The 21,331-nt window shown below is 41.0% G+C and carries 18 protein-coding genes; 13 read left to right on the plus strand and 5 right to left on the minus strand.

All coding sequences use genetic code 11. The features are described from left to right. Nucleotides 1-403 precede the first annotated feature (403 nt). The 3 genes from ACX17N_RS02665 (at nt 404) to ACX17N_RS02675 (ending at nt 4,274) form a co-directional block, all read left to right on the plus strand. A complete protein-coding gene (locus ACX17N_RS02665) occupies nt 404-1,528 on the plus strand; it encodes an ABC transporter ATP-binding protein (protein ID WP_458891011.1) in 1,125 nt (374 codons plus the stop codon). Between the two features lie 19 nt (nt 1,529-1,547). Next, entirely contained in the window at nt 1,548-2,564 is a 1,017-nt protein-coding gene (locus ACX17N_RS02670; RefSeq protein ID WP_458891012.1) for a Fe(3+) ABC transporter substrate-binding protein, read from the plus strand. Between the two features lie 81 nt (nt 2,565-2,645). Then, nucleotides 2,646-4,274 (plus strand): ABC transporter permease, encoded by a 1,629-nt coding sequence (locus ACX17N_RS02675; RefSeq protein WP_458891013.1) that lies wholly within the window; start codon nt 2,646-2,648, stop codon nt 4,272-4,274. Nucleotides 4,275-4,493: 219 nt separating this feature from the next. Here ACX17N_RS02675 and ACX17N_RS02680 read toward each other — a convergent pair whose 3' ends face one another. Further along, on the minus strand, nt 4,494-5,417 hold the full coding sequence (locus ACX17N_RS02680; protein WP_458891014.1) for a LysR family transcriptional regulator: 924 nt from the start codon (nt 5,415-5,417) through the stop codon (nt 4,494-4,496). Nucleotides 5,418-5,572: 155 nt separating this feature from the next. On the opposite strand from ACX17N_RS02680, the gene ACX17N_RS02685 reads away from it, so the two are divergent. The 4 genes from ACX17N_RS02685 (at nt 5,573) to ribA (ending at nt 9,703) form a co-directional block, all read left to right on the plus strand. After that, nucleotides 5,573-6,178 (plus strand): HD domain-containing protein, encoded by a 606-nt coding sequence (locus tag ACX17N_RS02685; RefSeq protein WP_458891015.1) that lies wholly within the window; start codon nt 5,573-5,575, stop codon nt 6,176-6,178. Nucleotides 6,179-6,190: 12 nt separating this feature from the next. Then, nucleotides 6,191-6,955 carry a class II aldolase/adducin family protein gene (locus ACX17N_RS02690; protein ID WP_458891016.1) on the plus strand — a complete coding sequence of 255 codons (765 nt, stop codon included), beginning with the start codon at nt 6,191-6,193 and terminating at the stop codon, nt 6,953-6,955. A 136-nt stretch (nt 6,956-7,091) separates the two neighbouring features. Continuing rightward, nucleotides 7,092-8,408 carry an MFS transporter gene (locus tag ACX17N_RS02695; RefSeq protein WP_458891017.1) on the plus strand — a complete coding sequence of 439 codons (1,317 nt, stop codon included), beginning with the start codon at nt 7,092-7,094 and terminating at the stop codon, nt 8,406-8,408. Nucleotides 8,409-9,100: 692 nt separating this feature from the next. Next, a complete protein-coding gene (gene ribA / locus ACX17N_RS02700) occupies nt 9,101-9,703 on the plus strand; it encodes a GTP cyclohydrolase II (protein ID WP_458891018.1) in 603 nt (200 codons plus the stop codon). 122 nt (nt 9,704-9,825) lie between these two features. Here the strand turns inward: ribA and trpA are convergent, their stop codons facing one another. Further along, complete coding sequence (gene trpA, locus ACX17N_RS02705) at nt 9,826-10,611, minus strand: tryptophan synthase subunit alpha (RefSeq protein WP_458891019.1); 786 nt, start codon at nt 10,609-10,611, stop codon at nt 9,826-9,828. Then, complete coding sequence (gene trpB / locus ACX17N_RS02710) at nt 10,608-11,819, minus strand: tryptophan synthase subunit beta (RefSeq protein WP_458891020.1); 1,212 nt, start codon at nt 11,817-11,819, stop codon at nt 10,608-10,610. Before trpB ends, trpA begins: the two co-directional genes overlap by 4 nt. Nucleotides 11,820-11,921: 102 nt before the next feature. Between trpB and ACX17N_RS02715 the strand changes: the two genes are divergently transcribed. Continuing rightward, nucleotides 11,922-12,803 carry a LysR family transcriptional regulator gene (locus tag ACX17N_RS02715; protein WP_458891021.1) on the plus strand — a complete coding sequence of 294 codons (882 nt, stop codon included), beginning with the start codon at nt 11,922-11,924 and terminating at the stop codon, nt 12,801-12,803. A gap of 498 nt (nt 12,804-13,301) precedes the next feature. On the opposite strand, the gene nudC is transcribed toward ACX17N_RS02715, so the two are convergent. Continuing rightward, nucleotides 13,302-14,075: an NAD(+) diphosphatase gene (gene nudC / locus ACX17N_RS02720; RefSeq protein WP_458891022.1), complete on the minus strand. Its 774-nt coding sequence runs from the start codon at nt 14,073-14,075 to the stop codon at nt 13,302-13,304. 809 nt (nt 14,076-14,884) lie between these two features. Between nudC and ACX17N_RS02725 the strand changes: the two genes are divergently transcribed. Further along, on the plus strand, nt 14,885-15,616 hold the full coding sequence (locus ACX17N_RS02725) for a Fic family protein (RefSeq protein WP_458891023.1): 732 nt from the start codon (nt 14,885-14,887) through the stop codon (nt 15,614-15,616). A 437-nt stretch (nt 15,617-16,053) separates the two neighbouring features. On the opposite strand, the gene mobR is transcribed toward ACX17N_RS02725, so the two are convergent. Beyond that, nucleotides 16,054-17,730 (minus strand): phenol degradation transcriptional regulator MobR, encoded by a 1,677-nt coding sequence (gene mobR, locus ACX17N_RS02730; RefSeq protein WP_458891024.1) that lies wholly within the window; start codon nt 17,728-17,730, stop codon nt 16,054-16,056. A gap of 386 nt (nt 17,731-18,116) precedes the next feature. On the opposite strand from mobR, the gene ACX17N_RS02735 reads away from it, so the two are divergent. The 4 genes from ACX17N_RS02735 to ACX17N_RS02750 are packed head-to-tail and all read left to right on the plus strand — an operon-like array spanning nt 18,117 to nt 21,286. Beyond that, nucleotides 18,117-18,383 (plus strand): phenol hydroxylase subunit, encoded by a 267-nt coding sequence (locus tag ACX17N_RS02735; RefSeq protein ID WP_458891025.1) that lies wholly within the window; start codon nt 18,117-18,119, stop codon nt 18,381-18,383. A 42-nt stretch (nt 18,384-18,425) separates the two neighbouring features. Beyond that, entirely contained in the window at nt 18,426-19,427 is a 1,002-nt protein-coding gene (locus ACX17N_RS02740; protein ID WP_458891026.1) for an aromatic/alkene monooxygenase hydroxylase subunit beta, read from the plus strand. 12 nt (nt 19,428-19,439) lie between these two features. Continuing rightward, nucleotides 19,440-19,709, plus strand: coding sequence for an MmoB/DmpM family protein (locus ACX17N_RS02745; protein WP_458891027.1), 270 nt, complete (start codon nt 19,440-19,442; stop codon nt 19,707-19,709). Nucleotides 19,710-19,759: 50 nt separating this feature from the next. After that, the gene (locus tag ACX17N_RS02750; protein WP_458891028.1) at nt 19,760-21,286 is read left to right on the plus strand and encodes an aromatic/alkene/methane monooxygenase hydroxylase/oxygenase subunit alpha; all 1,527 of its coding nucleotides are present in this window, start codon (nt 19,760-19,762) and stop codon (nt 21,284-21,286) included. Nucleotides 21,287-21,331: the final 45 nt, after the last annotated feature.

The following is a 21,331-nucleotide window of genomic DNA, read 5'->3' on the forward strand; positions in this document are numbered from 1 at the left end:
GCCGAATTGAAATTTCAAAGCACTGAAAAACTTGAGTTCAAACCCAAAGATGTGCAGCTGCATACTAGGCATAGATTGAAGCGATATCAAACCCAGTGATGCAAATGACGTTCTTTTCTTGCAGTGTATAGCGAAACCCTCCCGATTTGTGATGGCACTGCTTGAGACGAACGAAATAAAAACAACAATTTTTTTATTTTAAATGCTTGATCCTGATGGACTTGCATCTCGCGTAGAAATAACGATGGTCTAATCTTTTTTTAGACAACAGTAGCTTATGCTATGCGCTAGCAACTTGTCAGAAATTTGCTCGTCCCACCCATGCCCCAAATGATAAAAACACTCTACATAAGAAAGATTATCAGTTATTATTTGACGCAACCAATCGCTCCGTGAATTCGATATGAATGCCAACGCAGAACATTCAGCCAAAGTCTTAATCATCAATCAGCTAAGCAAAAAATTCGGCTCACGTTTTGCTGTTCATGAAGCGACATGGTCAGCAACACGTGGCCAAATCACTTGCTTACTGGGTCATTCAGGTTGTGGTAAAACAACCATGCTACGTTTGATTGCTGGTCTGGAAACGCCTACGAGCGGTACTATTCAACTGGAACAAACCATTCTCTGGAATGAAGAACAGCATCTCCCTGCCGAAGCCCGTCATATTGGTCTGGTTTTTCAGGATTATGCTTTGTTTCCGCACCTCAACGTGCTTGAAAATGTGAAGTTTGGTCTAAAAAAATTCAATAAAAATCAACAACAAGAAATTGTCGATCAAGCCTTAAAACTGGTCTCTATGCATCATCATCGCCTGAGTTATCCTTATACTTTATCGGGGGGAGAACAACAGCGGATTGCCTTGGCGCGTGCATTAGCCCCTAACCCTCATGTGTTACTGATGGATGAACCTTTTTCTAATTTAGATCATCGCTTACGTGATCAGATCCGTAAAAGCACCATCGAACTTTTAAAACAGACAGCATCTACCGCCGTGATTGTCACGCATGATCCTGAAGAAGCCTTACAGATTGCAGATCAAATTATCCTCATGCATCAAGGACAAATTCTTCAGATTGGCACACCAAAGCAGCTGTATTTTCAGCCCGCCACCCTGTTTGCCGCACGTTATTTTTCAGCATTGAATGAAATACCGGCTCAGCGCGTGGGCGATCAAATCACCACCCTTTTCGGTCACACCGCAGCCCCAGCCAACCTGACTGAGGCTGAACCGTCGATTTCCTGCTATTTCCGCCCGCATCAGGTTCGGGTGAGTCGAGAACCCATGGCAGGTGCAGTTGCCTGCAAAGTCATGTCCTCCAGCTTTATGGGACATGCCTCTCAATTAGATCTGCAACTGGTTTCTGAACCTATTACTTTATTGGCTCAAGTGGATCACCTACAGCAATATTCTGAACATGAAATTGTCTATGTGTCCGTAAATTTAGCCGCATGTTTTTTCTTTGCGCCCGATGAGCATTCTGGCGTAACTCATACCTCTCAACTTGAACACGACGTTCAGATTTAAACTCTGTAGGAAATAAGAAATGAAATCACTATCGAAAATTCATCTTCTTTTAACTGGTCTGGCCGCCTTCAGTGGAAGCTGGGTACATGCAGCTGAAGTCAACCTGTATACCACTCGGGAACCGGCTTTGATTCAGCCTCTGTTAAAAGATTTTAGTCAGAAAACAGGGGTGAAAGTGAATACTGTCTTTATCAAAGACGGTTTACTTGAACGCGTAAAAGTTGAAGGCTCACGCTCCCCGGCCGATGTAATGCTCACGGTGGATTTCGGAAACTTGGTGGATCTGGTCGAAAGTGGCTTGACCCAACGCGTCGACTCAAAAGTTTTAAACCGTTCTATTCCAGCCAACTTACGTGCTGCAAATGGACATTGGTATGCCCTCTCCATGCGTGCACGTGCAGTTTATGTGTCCAAAGATCGTGTCCCGCTGACGGCGATTTCCTATGAAGATCTGGCAAATCCTAAATGGAAAGGCAAAATCTGTATCCGCTCAGGCAGTCATCCATACAACACTGGTTTAATTGCTGCTTATATTGCCCATCATGGCGAAAAAGAAACGGAAAAATGGTTACGGGGTGTGAAAGCAAATTTAGCCCGTCCAGCGAGCGGTGGTGATCGCGACGTGGCACGAGATATTCTCGGTAAGATTTGTGATATTGGGGTAGCAAACACCTATTATGTTGGCACCATGCGCACAGGGGATGCAGAGCAAAAGCGTTGGGGCAATGCGATTAATGTCGTTTTACCGCAATTTAAAAATGGCGGCACGCACGTCAATGTTTCAGGGGCTGTGGTCTCTAAATATGCACCGAACCGTAAAGAAGCTGTCCAGCTCCTCGAATTCCTAGCATCCGATCATGCTCAAGCCATGTATGCGAAAAGTGATTTTGAATATCCTGTGAAACCGGGAGTTAAAATTGATCCGATTATTGCCAGCTTTGGCAAGCTGAAAGTCGATACGATCCGCTTAAGTGACATTGCCCAACACCGCAAAGCGGCCAATCGTTTGGTTGATAAGGTACAGTTCAATCATTAAGTCTCGCTTGTCGTATAGGGAGTGATCTTGTTCCCTATACGATCAGATTTATTTCCATCTCTCATTAGACTTTTACCTTCAATGCCCAACAAGAAATTTGCATATCGTTCTTTATTTTCACTCAGTGGACTATTGACGCTACTCGCCTGTTTACCTGTCCTTGCTTTAGTATGGACCGCGCTGCAAGGTAATAGTGAGATTTGGCAGCATCTGATTCAATATGTCATTCCCCCTACGCTAGTCGAAACGGGCCTACTGCTTGTCGGGGTTGGTGTATTGACCATCCTGATTGGTACGGGCAGTGCATGGATTGTGACCGCCTATCAGTTTCGTGGTCGAGCTTTTCTAGACTGGGCCCTGCTGTTACCGCTTGCCGTCCCCACATACATTATTGCCTATAGTTATATTGATATTCTGCATCCCATAGGCCCAGTGCAAAGTCTGTTGCGAGACCAGCTAGGCTTGGACATGCAACAGCTATGGTTTCCGAATATCCGTTCGGTCTGGGGCGGAATTTTTCTATTAAGTTTCGTGCTTTATCCTTATATCTATTTAAGCACCCGCGCCATGTTTTTAATGCAATCAGCAAGTCTGATTGAAGTCGCGCGTAGCTTGGGCCTGAAACCCAATCAAGTCTTTTTAAGAGTCGCCATCCCGCTTGCTCGACCAGCCATTGCGGTTGGCACCAGTCTGGTCTTAATGGAAACCATTAATGACATCGGTGCAACCGAGTTTCTTGGCATTAAAACGCTGACCTTATCCATTTATTCCACTTGGATGAACCAATCTGATTTGGCTGGTGCAGCGCAGATTGCAATTTTTATGCTGATGATTATTAGCTTTTTGGTCTTCATTGAACGATTGGGACGGCGTAAACAGCGTTATATGAACTCGGCTCAACGCAGTAGACTGATGCCGGCTCAGGTTGTAACGGGAAGCAAAGCTCTGACTTTATTCGGACTGGGGCTCATTCCCGTCTGTATCGGATTCCTGATTCCCTTCAGCCATTTGTTGCTGGAGTCTTATAAACGGTTTCAATACGCGGGTTTGTCCGACTATTTATTAGAATCTTCAATCAATACCCTGATCTTAGCCAGTATTGCGACATTCGTGACCATTCTGATCGGGTTCTTTATTGTCAGCTCAGCACGATTTAGTGGCAATACTTGGTTTAGCCGAATTTCAAGTTTAGGCTATGCCGTTCCGGGTACGGTCCTTGCAATCGGGCTAATGCTTTCCCTCGGTGTCATTGATCATGCCGTCGCAGATTTTCTAGAATTCAGACTTGGAATTTCGACAGGGTTACTGTTTTTAGGTACCAGTTTTACTTTAATCTATGCCTATGCTGTGCGCTTTTTAGCGATTTCGATTGGTGGCATTGAGTCTGGCTATAACCGAATCCATGGTGTGCTCGATGATGCTGCACGAAACCTAGGACAGAATAAACTGGGAATTTTATGGCGCGTTCATTTGCCCCTATTACGCCCTGCAATCATCTCGGCTGCATTATTGATTTTTGTCGACTGTATGAAAGAACTGCCTGCCACCCTGCTGCTAAGACCATTAAATATGGAAACCTTAGCCACACAGCTCTATGCAGAAGCTTCACGAGGTACCTATGAAGATGGCGCGATCGCAGCGTTATTGATTGTATTGGTTGGCATCATCCCTGTCATTTTACTGGCTCGGATGAGTAAAAATACGCGATAAATAAAGCTATACCACCAGACACAACAAGCCGTGATAAGCGGATGCAACAGACGCGTTATGCAGGCGAGAATAAGGCTTAACCGCTTCGGTTTAAGCCTTGCCGCTGCGTTACCAAGCAGTCAGCAAACTGCTGTTTCTCTCATTTTAGGCAGCATGTCGTGATTTTTTACAGTAAAACATGAGCTCAATAAAACTGACTCTTCAACAATCCGTGGTATTTCACGCTATCTCTGCATGCTGCAAAATCAAGTTCACCAAACGCTGTGCGGGCGGTGAAAGTGAACGCTCCGCCAATTGCACAATAGCATATTCAATATGCATCGACTGTGTCGGTAACTCGGGTTGCAATACAGTAGCCAGATCAACAAGTTTACTATCGCTCTCTATCCATGATTTCCAAGTAAACAGAATGTTATCGCTATTCAGAGTAAGGTCATGCAAGATTTGCAAATTATCACAGGTCAGTCCAATCGGAAGGGCTTGATTGGGCTTCATCCCGAGTATGGAACGTAGACGGGGTGAGAGCGATTTATCAATCGTAACAGCCGACCATGGATAAGACGGAATTTGTGTGGGTGCAGGAGGCGTATTTTGCTGTAATAAGGGGTGTTCAGGTCGACAATACATGGACACGGGTTCAGCAGGAAGCCACGTGAGTTCAAAGCGATCATCCTCTTGCAGTTCGCCTGGGTAGGCAACAAAAAACTCGATCCGCTCCTGCTCTAAATGGGTTTGCAGGTTCGGTGTTTGACTGGCTTCTATGTGGAGTTTCAAGTGCGGGCATTGTTGCTTCAGATCAATCAAAGCACGGCGCAGTGGCCCATCGATTGCGAGTAAGCTAATCCCAAAATTTAACTCTCCCCGTTCAGCCTGAGATAAGTAGTAAATATCATCGGCTAAATCGCGTGCCCTGCCCAACAGGCTCACCGCTCTGGCAATTAAATATCGACCTGCCGGGGTTGGGCGTACAGATCGCGTGTCTCTATCGAATAAGCGTAAGCCAAATTCCGTTTCAAGGGCTTGGATACTTCGGCTAAAAGCCGTTTGCGAAAGATTGGCGCGTTCGGCAGCTCTCGAAAAATTTAACTCTTCAGCCAGCAAGGCTAAATGTTGCAATTGTTTCAGGTTGATTGATGCTTTCAATGCATAAGATCCCTGTAAATAATGCATTAGACATGAATTTATGAGACTGATAGCGTGTTGTCAACAGGGAGAATCAATCAGTTTCTGATTACTAAGGAGCAATTTTCTTGCCTCGCTGTTGGATGAAAAAAATATTTGAGTAAGGAAAACGAATAATGAGCAAACATGCTAGCTTCACACGGATGGATCAAGGAACCCAAGCAGACTGGGATATTATTGCGGCTGAATTCCGCCCTTTTAGTAAAGAATTGCCTGACCGTATTATGGCGCATCTTCAGCTATTAAAGGGGGATTATGCGGGTTTCCCTATTGATCGAATGAGCCATTGTTTACAGACTGCAACTTTCGCTTATCTCGATGGCCGTGATGAGGAATATGTGGTCTGCGCTTTGCTGCATGATATTGGTGATACCTTGGGTTCGTTCAATCACCCTGAAGTTGCAGCGGCTATTCTTAAGCCTTTTGTCAGTGAAGCGAATCATTGGATGATTCAAAATCATGGCGTTTTTCAGGGCAATAACTTTTTCCATTTTATTGGTATGGATCGCAATATGCGCGATATGTTCGCAGAGCATCAGTACTATGAACGCACGCGTGAATTTGTCGATTTATACGATAATCCTGCATTCGATCCTCAGGGTGAAATCCTTCCGCTGGAATTTTTTGAACCGATGCTGCGTAAGGTTTTCTCTAAACCTAAAAACACTTTGTATAAAGCTGCCTTAGAGCATATGGATATGACACAAGCTGACAAAGTATAGGCTGAGAAAATTATGCAAATCGAATCATTGCAAGGCAAAGTTAGCGATGCTGAGTGGAAGCTGCGGGTAGAACTTGCTGCACTCTATCGACTCACGGCATTGTATGGCTGGACGGACTTGGTGTTTACTCACATCAGTGTGCGGTTGCCTACCGCGAAAGGTGAACCCGAACAGTTCTTACTTAATCCTTATGGTTTGTTATTCGAAGAGATTACCGCTTCTAATTTGATTAGAGTGGATGCCGAATGCAACAAGTTAAGTGACTCTCCATTTCCTGTCACCCCAGCTGGTTTCACAATTCATAGCGCCATTCATGCTGCCCGAGAAGATGCAGCTTGCGTATTGCACACCCACACCCGCAGTGGCGTGGCCGTGAGTGCGCAAAAATGTGGGGTTCTACCGATTAGCCAACAGTCTATTTTTGTTCTCGATTCGTTGGCTTACCACGATTATGAAGGCGTTGCGATTCGTGAAGATGAAAAACTGCGCTTGCAAGCCGATTTGGGCACTGCAGATTATCTCATGCTTCGTAATCATGGCCTGTTAGTCGTCGGACGAAGTGTCGCCGATGCTTTCTTGAAAATGTATACCTTCGAAAATACCTGCCGGATTCAAATTGATGCGCAAGCTGGTGGCGAATTGATTGAGGTTAACCCTACGATACGACAAGGCCTAGATCAAGTGTTTAAGGCGGCGACCAGTGGTATGGGGGCCGAAATTGCTTGGCCAGCATTACTACGTAAACTGGATCGATTAGATCCGAGTTACAAAAGCTAATTTCAAAACACAACATATGAGTAAGTGGCACACAGACCTTGGGGTTCAGAAACTCCGAGGTCCGTGTATCTACAAGGAAAAATTACTGAATTTGGCATATGGAGTGCCAAGCAGTAATACTCAAGAGAACAATAAAATGAATGAAATAGTTACCACTAAACCGCTCAGTGGCACAAGCGTCCCCGACATTCTATCTGAGGAAATTGATGACATTGTACGGAAAGTCGCTTGGCGGCTGATTCCTATCCTATTTTTAGCTTATCTGATTAACTTCATTGATCGAATCAATATTTCTTTTGCCAAGCTACAGATGAGTCAGGCACTGGGGCTCAATGATGTGGCATACGGTATCGGTGCAGGGATGTTTTTCATTGGCTACTTCTTTTTCGAAGTTCCCAGCAACATGATTTTGGAACGCATGGGAGCTCGGCGTTGGGTGCCGATGATCATGCTTGCTTGGGGAGGTGCCACCTTAAGCTTAGCCTGGGTTACAACACCACAAGAGTTTTATTTAATTCGATTCTTTATTGGTTTTGCAGAAGCAGGCTTTTTTCCAGGCGTGGTACTATTCATGACGTATTGGTTTCCAGCCTCGCATCGTGGCCGAATTATGGCGCTATTTATGGCTGGACTGGCTGTTTCTGGTGTGATTGGAGGGCCAATTTGTGGAGCAATTATCGAGTATTTGGATGGTTATGCGGGTCTAGCGGGCTGGCAATGGTTGATGATTACCACGGGATTGCCATGCTTAATTATTGCTGCTGGTATTTATTTTTTACTGACCGACAGACCTGAGGATGCGAATTGGCTCAGTTCACGCGAAAAACAGGTGCTTAAAGCCAGTTTAGGCGATCAACAACGCCCGAAAGCCTCAATGAGAGCTGCGCTGCTGAACTTCTGGACTTGGAGCAGTGCTTGGATCTATTTCTTATTGGTCTGTGGAGGCTATGGTATATCGTTTTGGATGCCCACCCTATTTAGCCAAGCTGGAATAGAATCCAATGCTAAAATTGGCTTATTAGTCGCTATACCCAATTTACTAGGCGTAATTGCCATGCTTCTAATCTGTCGACATTCGGATCGAACTCAGGAGCGTCGCTGGCATTTAACGGCTTGCTTTACATTGATTGCTATTGGATATCTCGTCATTGTGAGTCAGTTAGGCAGTGTCGTCGGCTTAGTGATCGGTTTTAGTATTGCCCACATCGGGATTTTAGCTGGCGCACCATTAAGTTGGACCATCCCGACTCGAATGTTAACGCCTGTGGCAGCAGCCATAGGTATTGGCGTGATTGCATCAATCGGAAATCTGGGCGGTTTCTTTGCTCCAGTTTTGATTGGCAAGTTTAGTCAGTTAACTGGGAACTTTAGTATTGGCTTTTTGGTGATCGGTGCCTTGCAATTGATTGCAGCGTTATGGGTCGCTTTAACAGTACGCATTCCACGTCAATAATTTTTGAAACGAAAAACAGCAGAGCCTGATTGGTTATCGATGGGTAGATTTGGGAAAGTACATTGAGCTGATTTGCAAAGTATGATGAATTTAGATTTAAAAAAGAAATCTCAAGGATACAGCAGACTTGGTCATAAGCTCTATGATGCAAGAAACAAAAGAACTCCGGCTGTAAGCTTGTAAAATAACTCAACTTATGGCTCTACGCCTCCTCTGTTTCAAGCCCATTACTTATATTTGATTCAGGCTTAATAAAGCATGAAAATCTTGAGCAAGCGAATATTGGTTTTCATTTGGATCAATCCATAATGAAACACCATGAGAATCGAATAGAGGGTGCTGTTTTGTTTTAGGCTATGCGTTCTTAGACACTGTATTTGGGAATGCCATGATTTGTAGCCTATCTATTAACTCTTCTGGATCAAATTTTCCCAATTTTGACCCACATCAGATTTAGTGTATTGAATCACTAAACGATCAACATAAGCTTCGTTTTTTCCCTGATAGATATAATCAATCTATAAAAAAAATATGTGTATTCTCAAAAAATATTTCACATAAAATTCACTATCTAAGACATATGCTTGAATTAAAAGTGAAACTCAGCACTTTAAAACTTCAAAAGTGCACGAATACTTTCAAGGTTGCTTAAACATATTTTATCCAATACCAACATATAGGTGGGTTCTTCCGTGGCTATAGAATTTGTTTCCAAATCAAAGTTACCTACCGCTTTTGGTGATTTTGAAATTATAGCATTTCAGGATCAAAGTACGGGTGAAGAACATATTGCTCTTGTAAAAGGCATGCCTACTATTTCTGATCAACCTGTACTTGTTAGAATTCATTCAGAATGCTTAACAGGTGACGCTTTTGCTTCACTCAAATGTGATTGTGGTCCACAATTACACGCCACCATGAAAATGATCAATGATGCAGGCCAAGGTGTCATTTTATACCTACGCCAAGAAGGCCGTGGCATAGGACTAACCAATAAAATTCGTGCCTACGCCCTTCAAGACCAAGGTCATGATACTCTTGATGCAAATTTATTATTAAATTTACCAGCAGATGCTCGTAAATATGACATGTGTTCCATTATGTTAGATTATTTAAAAATAAAAAATGTAAAACTCATTACAAATAACCCGCTTAAAATTAAATCTTTAACTGATTTAGGAATTAATGTGATTGAACGCATTCCGTTAAAAGTGGGTTTAAATATTTTCAATAAAAATTATCTAGAAACCAAGCAAAAACGTATGTCGCATCTATATGATAATAGTGATTTTTAAAAAGCGATCACTTTCAGTAAAAAATCCAGATCAAACGTTCCCTCTCCCTTACGGGAGAAGGTTTTTAACCTCTGGTGGTTATTAAATTCACTTTAAAAAATACTGATGAAAGAAACAGGCTATTATTTATTTCCTCTAAGTATCTGCGAAAAAACTGTGATTTTTTCTAAAGTCGCGTTCATTCCCTTCTTAAAAAAAGTATCGACAAGTGCAGAACCGATAACAATCAAATCTACTTGATTGGCTAAGGCTTTAACATGGCTTTCATTTTTGATCCCAAAACCAATTGCAACAGGAATATTAAAAATAGGTTTGATTTCAGCAATTTTTTTCTCAAGATTAGACAGATTTAAGTCTCCTCCTGTTAAGCCATTTTCTGCAACATGATATAAAAAACCTGTCGCACGCACTGAAATTTGCTCTAACCTTTCAACTGGAGTGGTCGGTGCTGTCATTGCAATGAAATGCATATTTTTTTCATTTAATTGCGCTTCAAATTTTTCTCGATATCCATATGGAGCATCTAAAATCAACACTCCGTCTATAAGATTTTCTGTTTCAGCGACAAGTGTTTCGAACCCATATTGCATCATCGGATTTAAATAAGTCATGAAAATTATCGGTGTCTGGTCATCATGCAACCTGATTGCTTTTACCAATTCAATGGTCTGTTTAACCGTTTGACCTGCCCTTAATGCCCTTAGATGTGCTGCCTGAATGATCTCTCCATCTGCCACAGGATCGGAAAATGGAATGCCAATTTCAATAATGTCGGCCCCAGCTTGACCCAATTGGCTTAACAGACGACAACTTTCGGCGAAATTAGGATCCCCAGCAGTAAAATAACAGACCAAACCACTTCGATTTTCCAGTTTCAATTGCTCTATTTTTTGATCTAGACGGTTCATGCTGTCGCTCCTGCAAGATATTTTTTGACTGTGTTTAAGTCTTTGTCACCTCTGCCACTTAAATTCACAATAATGGTCTGGTCTGGCTGCATTTCTTGAGCCAGTTGAATCGCATACGCAATCGCATGCGAACTCTCAAGCGCAGGAATAATGCCCTCCTGCTGGCTTAAAAGCTGAAATGCATTTACTGCCTCTTGATCGGTGATCGCCGTATATGTCACACGCCCAGTTTCAAACAGAAGGCCATGCTCAGGACCAACACCAGGATAATCTAAGCCAGCTGATATAGAGTGCCCCTCTAAAATCTGCCCATCTGAATCTTGTAATAAATAGGTTAAATTGCCATGCAGCACACCAACTTGACCTTTGCAAATAGAGGCGGCATGTTCACCACTATGTGTTCCTTTTCCACCTGCCTCAACGCCAAACATTTTGACATTCAAGTCTTCTAGAAAAGGATGCATCAACCCTAATGCATTTGACCCTCCACCCACGCAAGCAACCAAGGCATCGGGCAGTTTATTTTCTTTGAGCAGGATTTGGTTTCTGGCTTCTAGACCAATAATTTTCTGAAACTCTCTCACCATCGTGGGATATGGATGAGGGCCTGCACCCGTACCCAACAGGTAATAGGTTGTATCCACATGACGAATCCAGTCACGTAAGGCTTCATTCATCGCATCTTTTAAAGTCCCACGGCCTTGTTGAACACTTCTGACTTCAGCACCGAGTAATTTCATGCGTTCAACATTCATTTGTTGGCGCTGAATATCTGTTTCTCCCATAAAAATGGTACATTTCATCTTAAACAGTGCGCAAACAGTGGCTGTTGCAACACCATGTTGTCCAGCACCCGTTTCGGCAATAATTCTGGTTTTCCCCATAAATTTGGCCAATAAGATTTGCCCGACACAATTATTGATCTTATGCGCACCCGTATGGTTCAAGTCTTCTCGTTTGAGATATATTCGAGCACCGCCTGCATAAGCTGTTAGATTTTTTGCATAAAAAAGCGGACTAGGACGTCCCACAAAGTCCGTTAAAATCTGCTGATATTCAGCCCAAAATTCAGGTTTATGCCGAACAGTATTAAAGGCGTGTGCTAATTCTTGAAGTGCTGGCATTAAGCTTTCTGGCATGTAACATCCGCCAAATTTACCAAAAAATCCCAAGTCATCAGGACCATTACCTGTATAAGGGCTCGCCATCTCATATCTCTTGCTGTATTAAAACTTGTTTGATCTTAAAATATTTTCATTTTTCTGATAATTGATATATTTTGAGTTTATGCTGTTAGAAAATTTTACAACATGAAACGTAGAACATTACCGCCCCTCAATGCTTTAAAAGCATTTGAAGCAGTTGCCAGAAATAAAAGTTTCAGCTTAGCTGCGGAAGAATTGTGTGTCACCCATAGTGCGATTAGCCACCAAATAAAGCAGTTAGAAGAATGGTTAGATAAAAAATTGTTTATTCGGCATTCCGCTACCATCTCTCTGACCACGGATGCAGAAGAATTATCTCTAGTTTGTACGCATCTTTTTAATCGATTAGAACAATGCATCTTTGAGTTAAGCAATAAACCATCTGAGGTAGAAGTTGTGATCGGCGCTTCTCATAGTTTTATGGCAAATTGGCTAATTCCCCGATTAGAAAAGATCGAAATTATTTATCCCAATATCCATATCAAATTAATGACATGTAATGACTTAAAACTATTGGAAAAAGAGAAGGTTGATATATTTATCAATAGCATCAGTGAAAACCACCCACTTCCCAACTTCGCGCATAAATATCTTTTATTTCCCGATAACATGGGGCCTATTTGTAATCGGGAAATAAATCCGCTTCATACAAAAAATGAGCTCTTAAATTATCCATTACTTCATACCCACTCCAATAAAAATGCATGGCATACATGGTTTGATCAGTCCAAAATGAACTTTTCCCCAAAAGCGAATGATCGTTATTTTGATCGTCTCAATTTAATGATAGAGGCTGCTGTGTCTGGGTTAGGAATTGCCATAGCACCTGAAATGTTAGTAGAAAAAGAAATTTTGAATGGAAGAGTGATTGCTCCTTTTGGTTTTACCTATTGTGACTATAATTTTTACGCCATGGTCAGAAAAAATAATGAAAATCGTGATGTCATGAATATTATTGATTGGTTAATGGCTGAAGAAAAAGGTTAAAAAAATTAATCTTTGACTGCCAAAACTCTATGCAATACATCCTCTTTCGCTTATATCCTCATATTTTATTCACTTTAGCCGATCTAGAGGATGAGGATAAATGTGAACATAGCGGGCAACTTGTCTGGTATGACTGTAATGTTAAGTGAAAAAAAACCGAACTGTAGAGAGAAGTTCCAGTTCGGCAAAAGGGTCGCAGATGCATACAATACTTTGAGTCAGTTTATGCTGGAATCAGCATAATGCCTCGTAATTTAAAAATACGCCTATCGCTCGGTTTTAGACTCTCGACCGACAGGTCGAGTCGCAGTACCTCGTCATTTCCTTGTGTAAACAACATATATTTTCAAGCTTTAGAAAAACGCTGAACTTCAGTTCGTGAATGCACTTTTCCTGATACTTGGATGATAAACAAATGACCTGTGAACTAAACGTGAAAATACGATGGCGAAATCCAATGATTGATGCTTCAGAAAATGCATTCCGCTTATCTTTGCTTCAAAGCCATTCTTTGGTGTCATCTGCTACAGGCGTTCCATGTATCACATGATTAATCATGGCATACGCAATACTGCCCTTAAAGGGAATCTCGGGTAAATTATCAAACTTGAAAAATTGAGCATCACTGAGTTCATTTTCCTGAATCTGGATCTCCCCTGCGTGATATTCTGCTTTGAATGCCATCATCAAATTGCTTGGAAATGGCCATGGCTGACTTGCAAGATATTGAATATTTCTAATCTGAAGCCCAACTTCTTCCAAAGTTTCACGACGTACAGCGTCTTCCAAGGTTTCTCCTACTTCAACAAAACCTGCAATCAAACTGTACATCTGAGATTTGTTCCGCGCATTTTTTGCTAATAGAATTTCATTTTCACCCCGTGTAATGATGGTAATCACACAAGGATTAACACGCGGATACTGGTTGTAACCACAAGATGGACAGCACATGACATACTGACTAGGATGTTGAAAAGTTGCATGACCACATTTACTGCAAAAGCGGTGATTACGGTGCCATTCTAATAACTGTACTGCACGGCTAGCTTCTGCAAATTCGATTTGGTTCCACACTTGTACCAGTTGTCGGATCGGAATCAACTGATAACCTTCTGGCACCGGCTCATCCTGTTTTAAATCCCGCGCAATGATCTTGCCATTTTCTAACAGATTCAGATCATGCTGAAGACGTTCTACCTGCGGTAATTGAAAATATTCATCTACCAGTAATTTCTGCTCTCTAAAAATATACGCTTTTGAATGTATGCTCATACGACCCTCAGATTAAAAAAATCCCATACTGAAACGTGTATGGGATGAAACCAAGGAAGCTTACATGGAGTAACTTCAAGAAGAATACTAGGCACTAACCGTCAGAATTACAATCATAATAATTTGTATCTTTTTGATTAAAATCACAAAATTTTCACACTACCTATGAAACTAATAGTCTTACCTTTCAAGAATCCCAACCAGTTTTTAAATGTTCTGATTGCTATTTCTCTACCTTTATAAATGCTGAGATTTAGCCAACATGACAAACTGTGATAGCCCATTCTCACCTGTGAGATGATAGCGTTTTATCTTTTGGCTGCGCTTTTCTGCATTCTGTATCGGTGAGTTTCATCTATATTTACCCTATTCAGCACTAAAAATAATTGGGTAAATTTTCCCAATAATCACCCACAGAAGGCAAAAATTGGGTCAAACAGCTTTGGACAGAATCGGAAAATCAAGGCAATAAAAAAGCCCTTAAATGTTAATTTTAAGGGCTTTTTTACATTCAGTTGGATTTCTCTGAATTGAATTTTGGAGGTGGCGTCAATTGAACTCAAATCCCAACTCATTCATTTCAAAGCTATTTTATTGAATAAAAAAATTCATTGACCCAATTTTGACCCAAATGAGATTTGGTATATTGAATCACAAAGTAGTTTTGTTCAAATCCCAATTCAGGATTTGAAATGGTGTACCGATTATAGCATCGTTAAATTAGCACATAAATATAATGATATATCATTACATATCACCATCTCTTTTTTAATGTATCATCCATTGATGATGGATTCAGGAATTGGGTAATGTTTAAAGCTATTGATGATCTAAAGAAAAAATTAGATCTGCATCGTCCCTTCTCCCCAATAACTATAAAGAATTTATCAGAAGATATTATTCTGCGCTGGACGTACCATTCAAATGCGATAGAAGGTAATAGGCTAACACTGCTAGAAACTAAAGTAGTTTTAGAAGGCATCGCTGTAGGCGGTAAAACACTAAAAGATCACTTTGACGCGATCAATCATAGAAATGCAATTTACTATGTTGAGGATATCATTCGGAAAGAGGAATCATTTTCTGAATGGCAAATTCGTAATATCCATCAACTCATTTTCAAGAATATTGACGATGATAATGCTGGACGTTATCGCCAACAGAATGTCTTAATCTCTAGTGCTACAACTATGCCACCTGATTACACTCTATTAAATGACAAGATGACTCATTTAGTTGATTGGTATAATAGTGCCGCCCATATATTTCATCCCATTGAACGTGCAGCCAAAGTTCATGCTGATTTCGTTGGTATTCATCCTTTTATTGATGGTAATGGCCGTACATCACGTCTACTCATGAACTTGGAACTAATGAAAGCTGGTTATCCACCATGCGTGATTACAGTAGAGAATCGTTTGGCTTACTATGAAGCATTGGATCAATGGATGGCTTATGGAAAGACTGAGCCTTTTATTCAGCTAGTTTCTGATGCAGTGCTAGAAGGGTTTAAACCTTATCAAGTTGTATTAGGTCTTTAGAGTTACTCCAACCTTACATTTTCTTTATTTGTACTATTGCTTTATGATATTTTGGTTTATTGCGGATAGTATGCTCAGTTCGCACCTTGAAATATGATTAAGCATCTGAATTATAAAAATAAAGTTTTTATTTTTTCTAGATACCATAAAAACTTAATGCCCTTTTGAGTCTTAGCCAAGGCTTTGCACAAAACCTGATTAAGGTAACAAGCTACTGTAAAATGTCCCAAGGTCTTCAATACTTTAAAATTGTCAAAAATGCATTGATATCAACATCAATAATCAAAAAAGTACAGATGAATCCCATCTATTAATAGGTCGTACGAGATTAACATTTTAGATGCAGACTTTAATTATCTACATGACTTGAGAAAATCTATTCGTAATAAAAAAACGCATAAAAGAAATACTCAATATAAACAACATAAAAATCTAACTTAAGGGAGTGCGATTTTCTTCAACCGATAATCTAGAGTCGCTCGACTAATCCCTAACATACGAGCCGCCTCGGACACATTGTGACTGCACTTATTCATAGCACCGCAAATAATATCCTTCTCGAATTGTTCCAGAGAAAAATTTTCCGTTAATAAATCATCAATATTAGGTTTAAAAGAGTCATATTTTTTTTCTATATCTAAGTGCTGCGGAAATAAACTTTCTAACTTAATTTCCTGTTGATGATCTGTGAGTAAAGTTGCTCGCTCTAATAGATTTTCGAGTTCACGAATATTGCCTGGCCATTCATAGCTCATCACAAAGTTTTTCGCTTTATCACTCAGTCCTTTAAGTTTTTTATCGTACATTGTTTCAAAACGAGATAAAAAATGTTGAATTAATAATGGAATATCTTCGCGGCGTTCGCGTAATGGAGGAATCTTTACAGGGAAAATATTCAAACGATAATACAAATCAGCCCGAAAACGCCCATCCTTCACAGCTTGTTCCAAATCTTCATTACATGCCGTGACAATCCGTACATCTACTTTTCGAGTTTGGTTATCGCCCACCCGTTCGAATTCACCTTCTTGTAGCATCCGCAACAATGCGGCCTGCGCCCTTGGTGATAATTCAATGACTTCATCTAAGAAAATAGTGCCTCGATGTGCACGCTCGAATTTACCGATTCGCGTTTGTGTGGCGCCAGTGAAAGCCCCTTTTTCTACTCCAAACAGCTCAGATTCAATGAGATCTTGTGGAATACAAGCACAATTCACTGCTACAAAAGGTTGCTCTTGTCGTAAACTTGCCTCATGAATACCTCTGGCAAAAGCTTCTTTACCGACACCAGTTTCCCCCTGCAGTAATACCGCAACTTTACTGCCAGCAGCTTTTTTCAAAAGATCACATACCTTACGATAGGCAATCGACTCACCAATTGAATTAAACATGGTGTAGTCTGCTTCTATATCCGTATAGATATTTTTCTTGAGTTCATTCAGTTCGGCTTGTAATGCAATCAACTCATCAGATACTGGATCAGGAGACATGAACTGAATTAGTTCATCTGCATTTTCCCATTCTTCAAGTGGCTTGCCAATAATTCGGCAGCATGGGTCACCTTGAGCAATACAATGCGTTTCTTGATAAATGATGGTTTGTCCCATGACAAAGCTACTGTAACCGCAGGCATATCCCAATAACATCCAACACGCAGGTTCATCAGATACACCGAACTCATTAACATGAACTTCTGCTTCGAAAGAATTATGCCAATTAAAATCTGCATAAAATTTATGCTCATCATGACTTAACTGCAATTGATTGACTTCAACTTGAACCATGCCACGTATGCCATGCATTTGTGGACCTGCCATAAAGGCTTCCGCTTCATTTAAATTCGGACGTAATTTGGACGTTACCTTGGCATCTCTGACCCCTGCTTGGTAACCACAACGAATAAAAAAGCGTTTGGTGCGTTCCCAACCGAGCATGTCGTATAAGTCTTTGCGTAAATACCCCATGATGCTGGTATGCATCAACAGCATTCGGTTTTCTTCGAACCAAATTTTACCGTGCTGAACATCAAATTGGATTTTATCCAGCAAATCCTGAATATCATTATTCTTTTCTAAAATCCGCGTATAAAACTTTGCATCTTTTATTTGAGACATAAGTCAATATCCGTCCGTGGCGCTCTATGTCAATGCCACCATCTTACCCAATCCAGAGCGAAAAGTTTTAGTTTCTTATGAATATAAAGTTATACCAAATAGGTATCTCGATATTAAATTGAATCAGATCAGAAAAAAAATTAAGTGGTTTTCAAAATATAATTGGATTAAATCTGATTTCAGCATTTCATTATTTGATGAAAATACCCTTATTTAATTTCATGATTAGATGAAATTTATTCATATTCCATCTTTCTAAACACAACTCAAATAGTTGATTTTATTGTATTTAAAACAATTGGCACACCTTTTGATATATACCGCATAACAACTAAAAAATTACAGCACTGAAATGATTTCGGTGTAGGTACAAAAGGACGTTCCATATGAACCAAAACACTCAGCCTAACCAGCTCACGAAATACATCCGCATTACGGGTGAGCGTGATGCCAAATTTATCGAATTTGATTTCGCAATTGATGATCCCACTCTTTTTGTCGAACTGGTCTTACCTAAAGAGGCTTTTCAGCATTTTTGTGAAATAAACCAAGTCGTTGAAATGACGGATGAGCAACAAGCTTGGAATGATGCTCAAGAAGATAAATGGCGCTACGGCATTGAACCCACCCTGCTCAACCCCTCAGACCAGTAATGTGATCAAGAAGATCAAACTTTTATTCATAAGGAGCTAGTGATGACTTTAGAAATTAAAACCTCAAATCTTGAGCCGATTCGCCAAACCTATGCCTACATCGAACGACGCTTTGGCACTAAGCCAGCCACTCGTTATCAAGAGGTTAGTTTTGATATTCAAGCATCTACCAATTTTCATTACCGTCCATTATGGAAGCCTGACAAAACCTTAAATGATAAAACGCACACTGCCTTGCACATGCAAGATTGGTATGTATTTAAAGACCCCCGCCAATTCTACTATGGTGCCTATGTGCAACATCGTGCGCGTTTACAAGATACAGCAGAAAGTAACTATGCTTTTTTTGACAAACGTAATTTGGTGGAAAATATCAGTGATGAAGTCAAACAAAAAATAATTTCGTGCTTACTACCTTTCCGTTATGTTGAACAAACCGCCAATCTACACATGATGTCAGGCAGTGCCTATGGCTATGGCACAGTCATTACCCAAGCCTGTATTTATGCAGCTATGGATCGCTTAGGTATGGCGCAATACCTGTCACGCATTGGCTTGTTGATTGATGGTAATACAGGTGAGTCCTTACAACAGGCTAAAGATGTCTGGATGAATCATTCTGCTTGGCAACCCTTACGAAAACTATGCGAAGAAAGTCTGACTGAACAGGACTGGTTCAAACTTTATGTTCTGCAAAACCTATTAATTGATAGCCTGATGCAATCACTTGTCTATGGTCAATTTGACCAACTGTTAGTGAATAAAGGTGCACGTGATGTCGCCATGCTCACAGAATTTATGCAGGACTGTCTCACAGACTTGCGTAAGTGGTCAGATCCTGTTCTCAAAATCGCTATTGCAGAATCAGAACACAATAAAGCGCTTATCCAAGCTTGGACTTCTGAATTATTGCCACAAGTTCAAAATGCCTTTAGTTCATGGGCAACACTTGCATTTAATGATTCCAATATCGAACAAGGTCTTGCCGTGATTACTGAACGCAGTAAAAAAGCGGGCTTCACTCAAATTGAAAATGCTGCATAAGGAATTGCAATCATGACTTCTAAAGTTTATTTGGCACTACAAGACAATGATACCTCTCGCTACATCATTGAAGCGATTGAACAAGATAACCCTGAGGCAACCGTTCAATATTTACCAGCCATGATTCGGGTAGAAAGCACTTCGGAACTTATTATCCGTGCGGAAACCGTTACTGAAAAGCTTGGACAGGATTGGGATATTCAAGAACTACAACTCAACATGATTACGCTTGGCGGCAATGTTGATGAAGACGACGACACCTTCACGTTGAAATGGAATTAAAGCCTCAGTTATCAAGAACTGAAGAATAAACATTGAACAGGATGATCAAGATGAATAATAGTCAAACCAAAACTGCAACAAAGAAACTGAATGCTAAAGATCGCTATCGTATGCTCACGCGTGACCTAGATTGGGACTTCAGTTATGCAGACCGTAAAGAAGCATTCCCATATGAAGAATTTGAAGGCATTAAAATTACCGACTGGTCCAAATGGGAAGATCCTTTCCGCCTAACCATGGATGCCTACTGGAAATATCAGGCGGAAAAAGAGAAAAAACTCTATGCCATTTTTGATGCCTTTGCACAAAACAATGGGCAGATGAATGTTTCCAATGAACGTTATGTCAATGCACTTAAGTTATTTCTCACCGCTGTAACCCCATTGGAATATCAAGCCTACCAAGGCTACGCACACGTTGGTCGTCAGTTTGGAGGCATTGGGGCACGTATTGCATCACAAATGCAATCCATTGATGAGCTACGTCATGTACAAACCCAAATTCATGCCATGAGCCACTACAACAAGTTCTTTGATGGCTTCCAAGATTGGGCACACATGCATGACCGCGTCTGGTATTTATCTGTACCAAAATCCTTCTTTGAAGATGCACGTTCTGCGGGTCCTTTTGAATTTTTACTGGCAATCAGTTTTGCCTTTGAATATGTTCTGACCAACTTACTGTTTGTTCCTTTCATGTCAGGCGCTGCCTATAACGGTGACATGGCAACCGTGACTTTTGGATTTAGTGCACAATCCGATGAAGCACGCCATATGACGCTTGGCTTGGAAATTGTGAAATTCTTGCTGGAACAACACGAAGACAACGTTCCTATTGTTCAAGAATGGATTGATAAATGGTTCTGGCGCGGGACTCGTCTGCTCTCAATCGTAGGTATGATGATGGATTACATGCTGCCAAACAAAGTGATGTCGTGGAAAGAGGCGTGGGAAACCTATTTTGAAGAGGCTGGCGGCGCTTTGTTTAATGACCTCAGTCGTTATGGTATTCGTATGCCGAAATATTCAGAAGTCATTCAGAAAGAGAAAGAACATGTTTCACATCAGGCATGGTGGATTTTCTACAACTTCGGTCATGCCGCAGGTTTCCACACATGGATTCCAACAGATGAGGAAATGGATTGGCTCTCTGCAAAATACCCAGACACCTTTGACAAATATTACCGTCCTCGTTGGGAACTCGCTCGCAAAATGGAAGCTGAAGGCAAACGCTTCTATAGCGCAGGTTTACCTCAACTTTGCCAAGTCTGCCAAATTCCAATGACCTTTACCGAAATGGATGGCGATCAAACGATGTTTAGTTATCGTGATTCGATTTACCAAGGTGAACGTTATCACACCTGTTCAGATGGTTGTCATGACATTTTTGAACGTGAACCAGAGAAATATATTCAAGCATGGCTGCCTGTAAACCAAATTCTACAAGGTAATTGTGGCGGCCCAGATTTAGAAAGCATTTTACGCGACTATTACCAACTGAACGTGGGTGCAGACAATCTGGATATCGAAGGATCACCCGATCAAATTCGCTGGAAAAAATGGAAAGGTGTGGCTTAACACCGATTGGAAAGAAGAACTTCCGCTAAACGGAATGATCTTCAC

The sequence above is a fragment of the Acinetobacter sp. GXMZU3951 genome, from assembly GCF_054457875.1.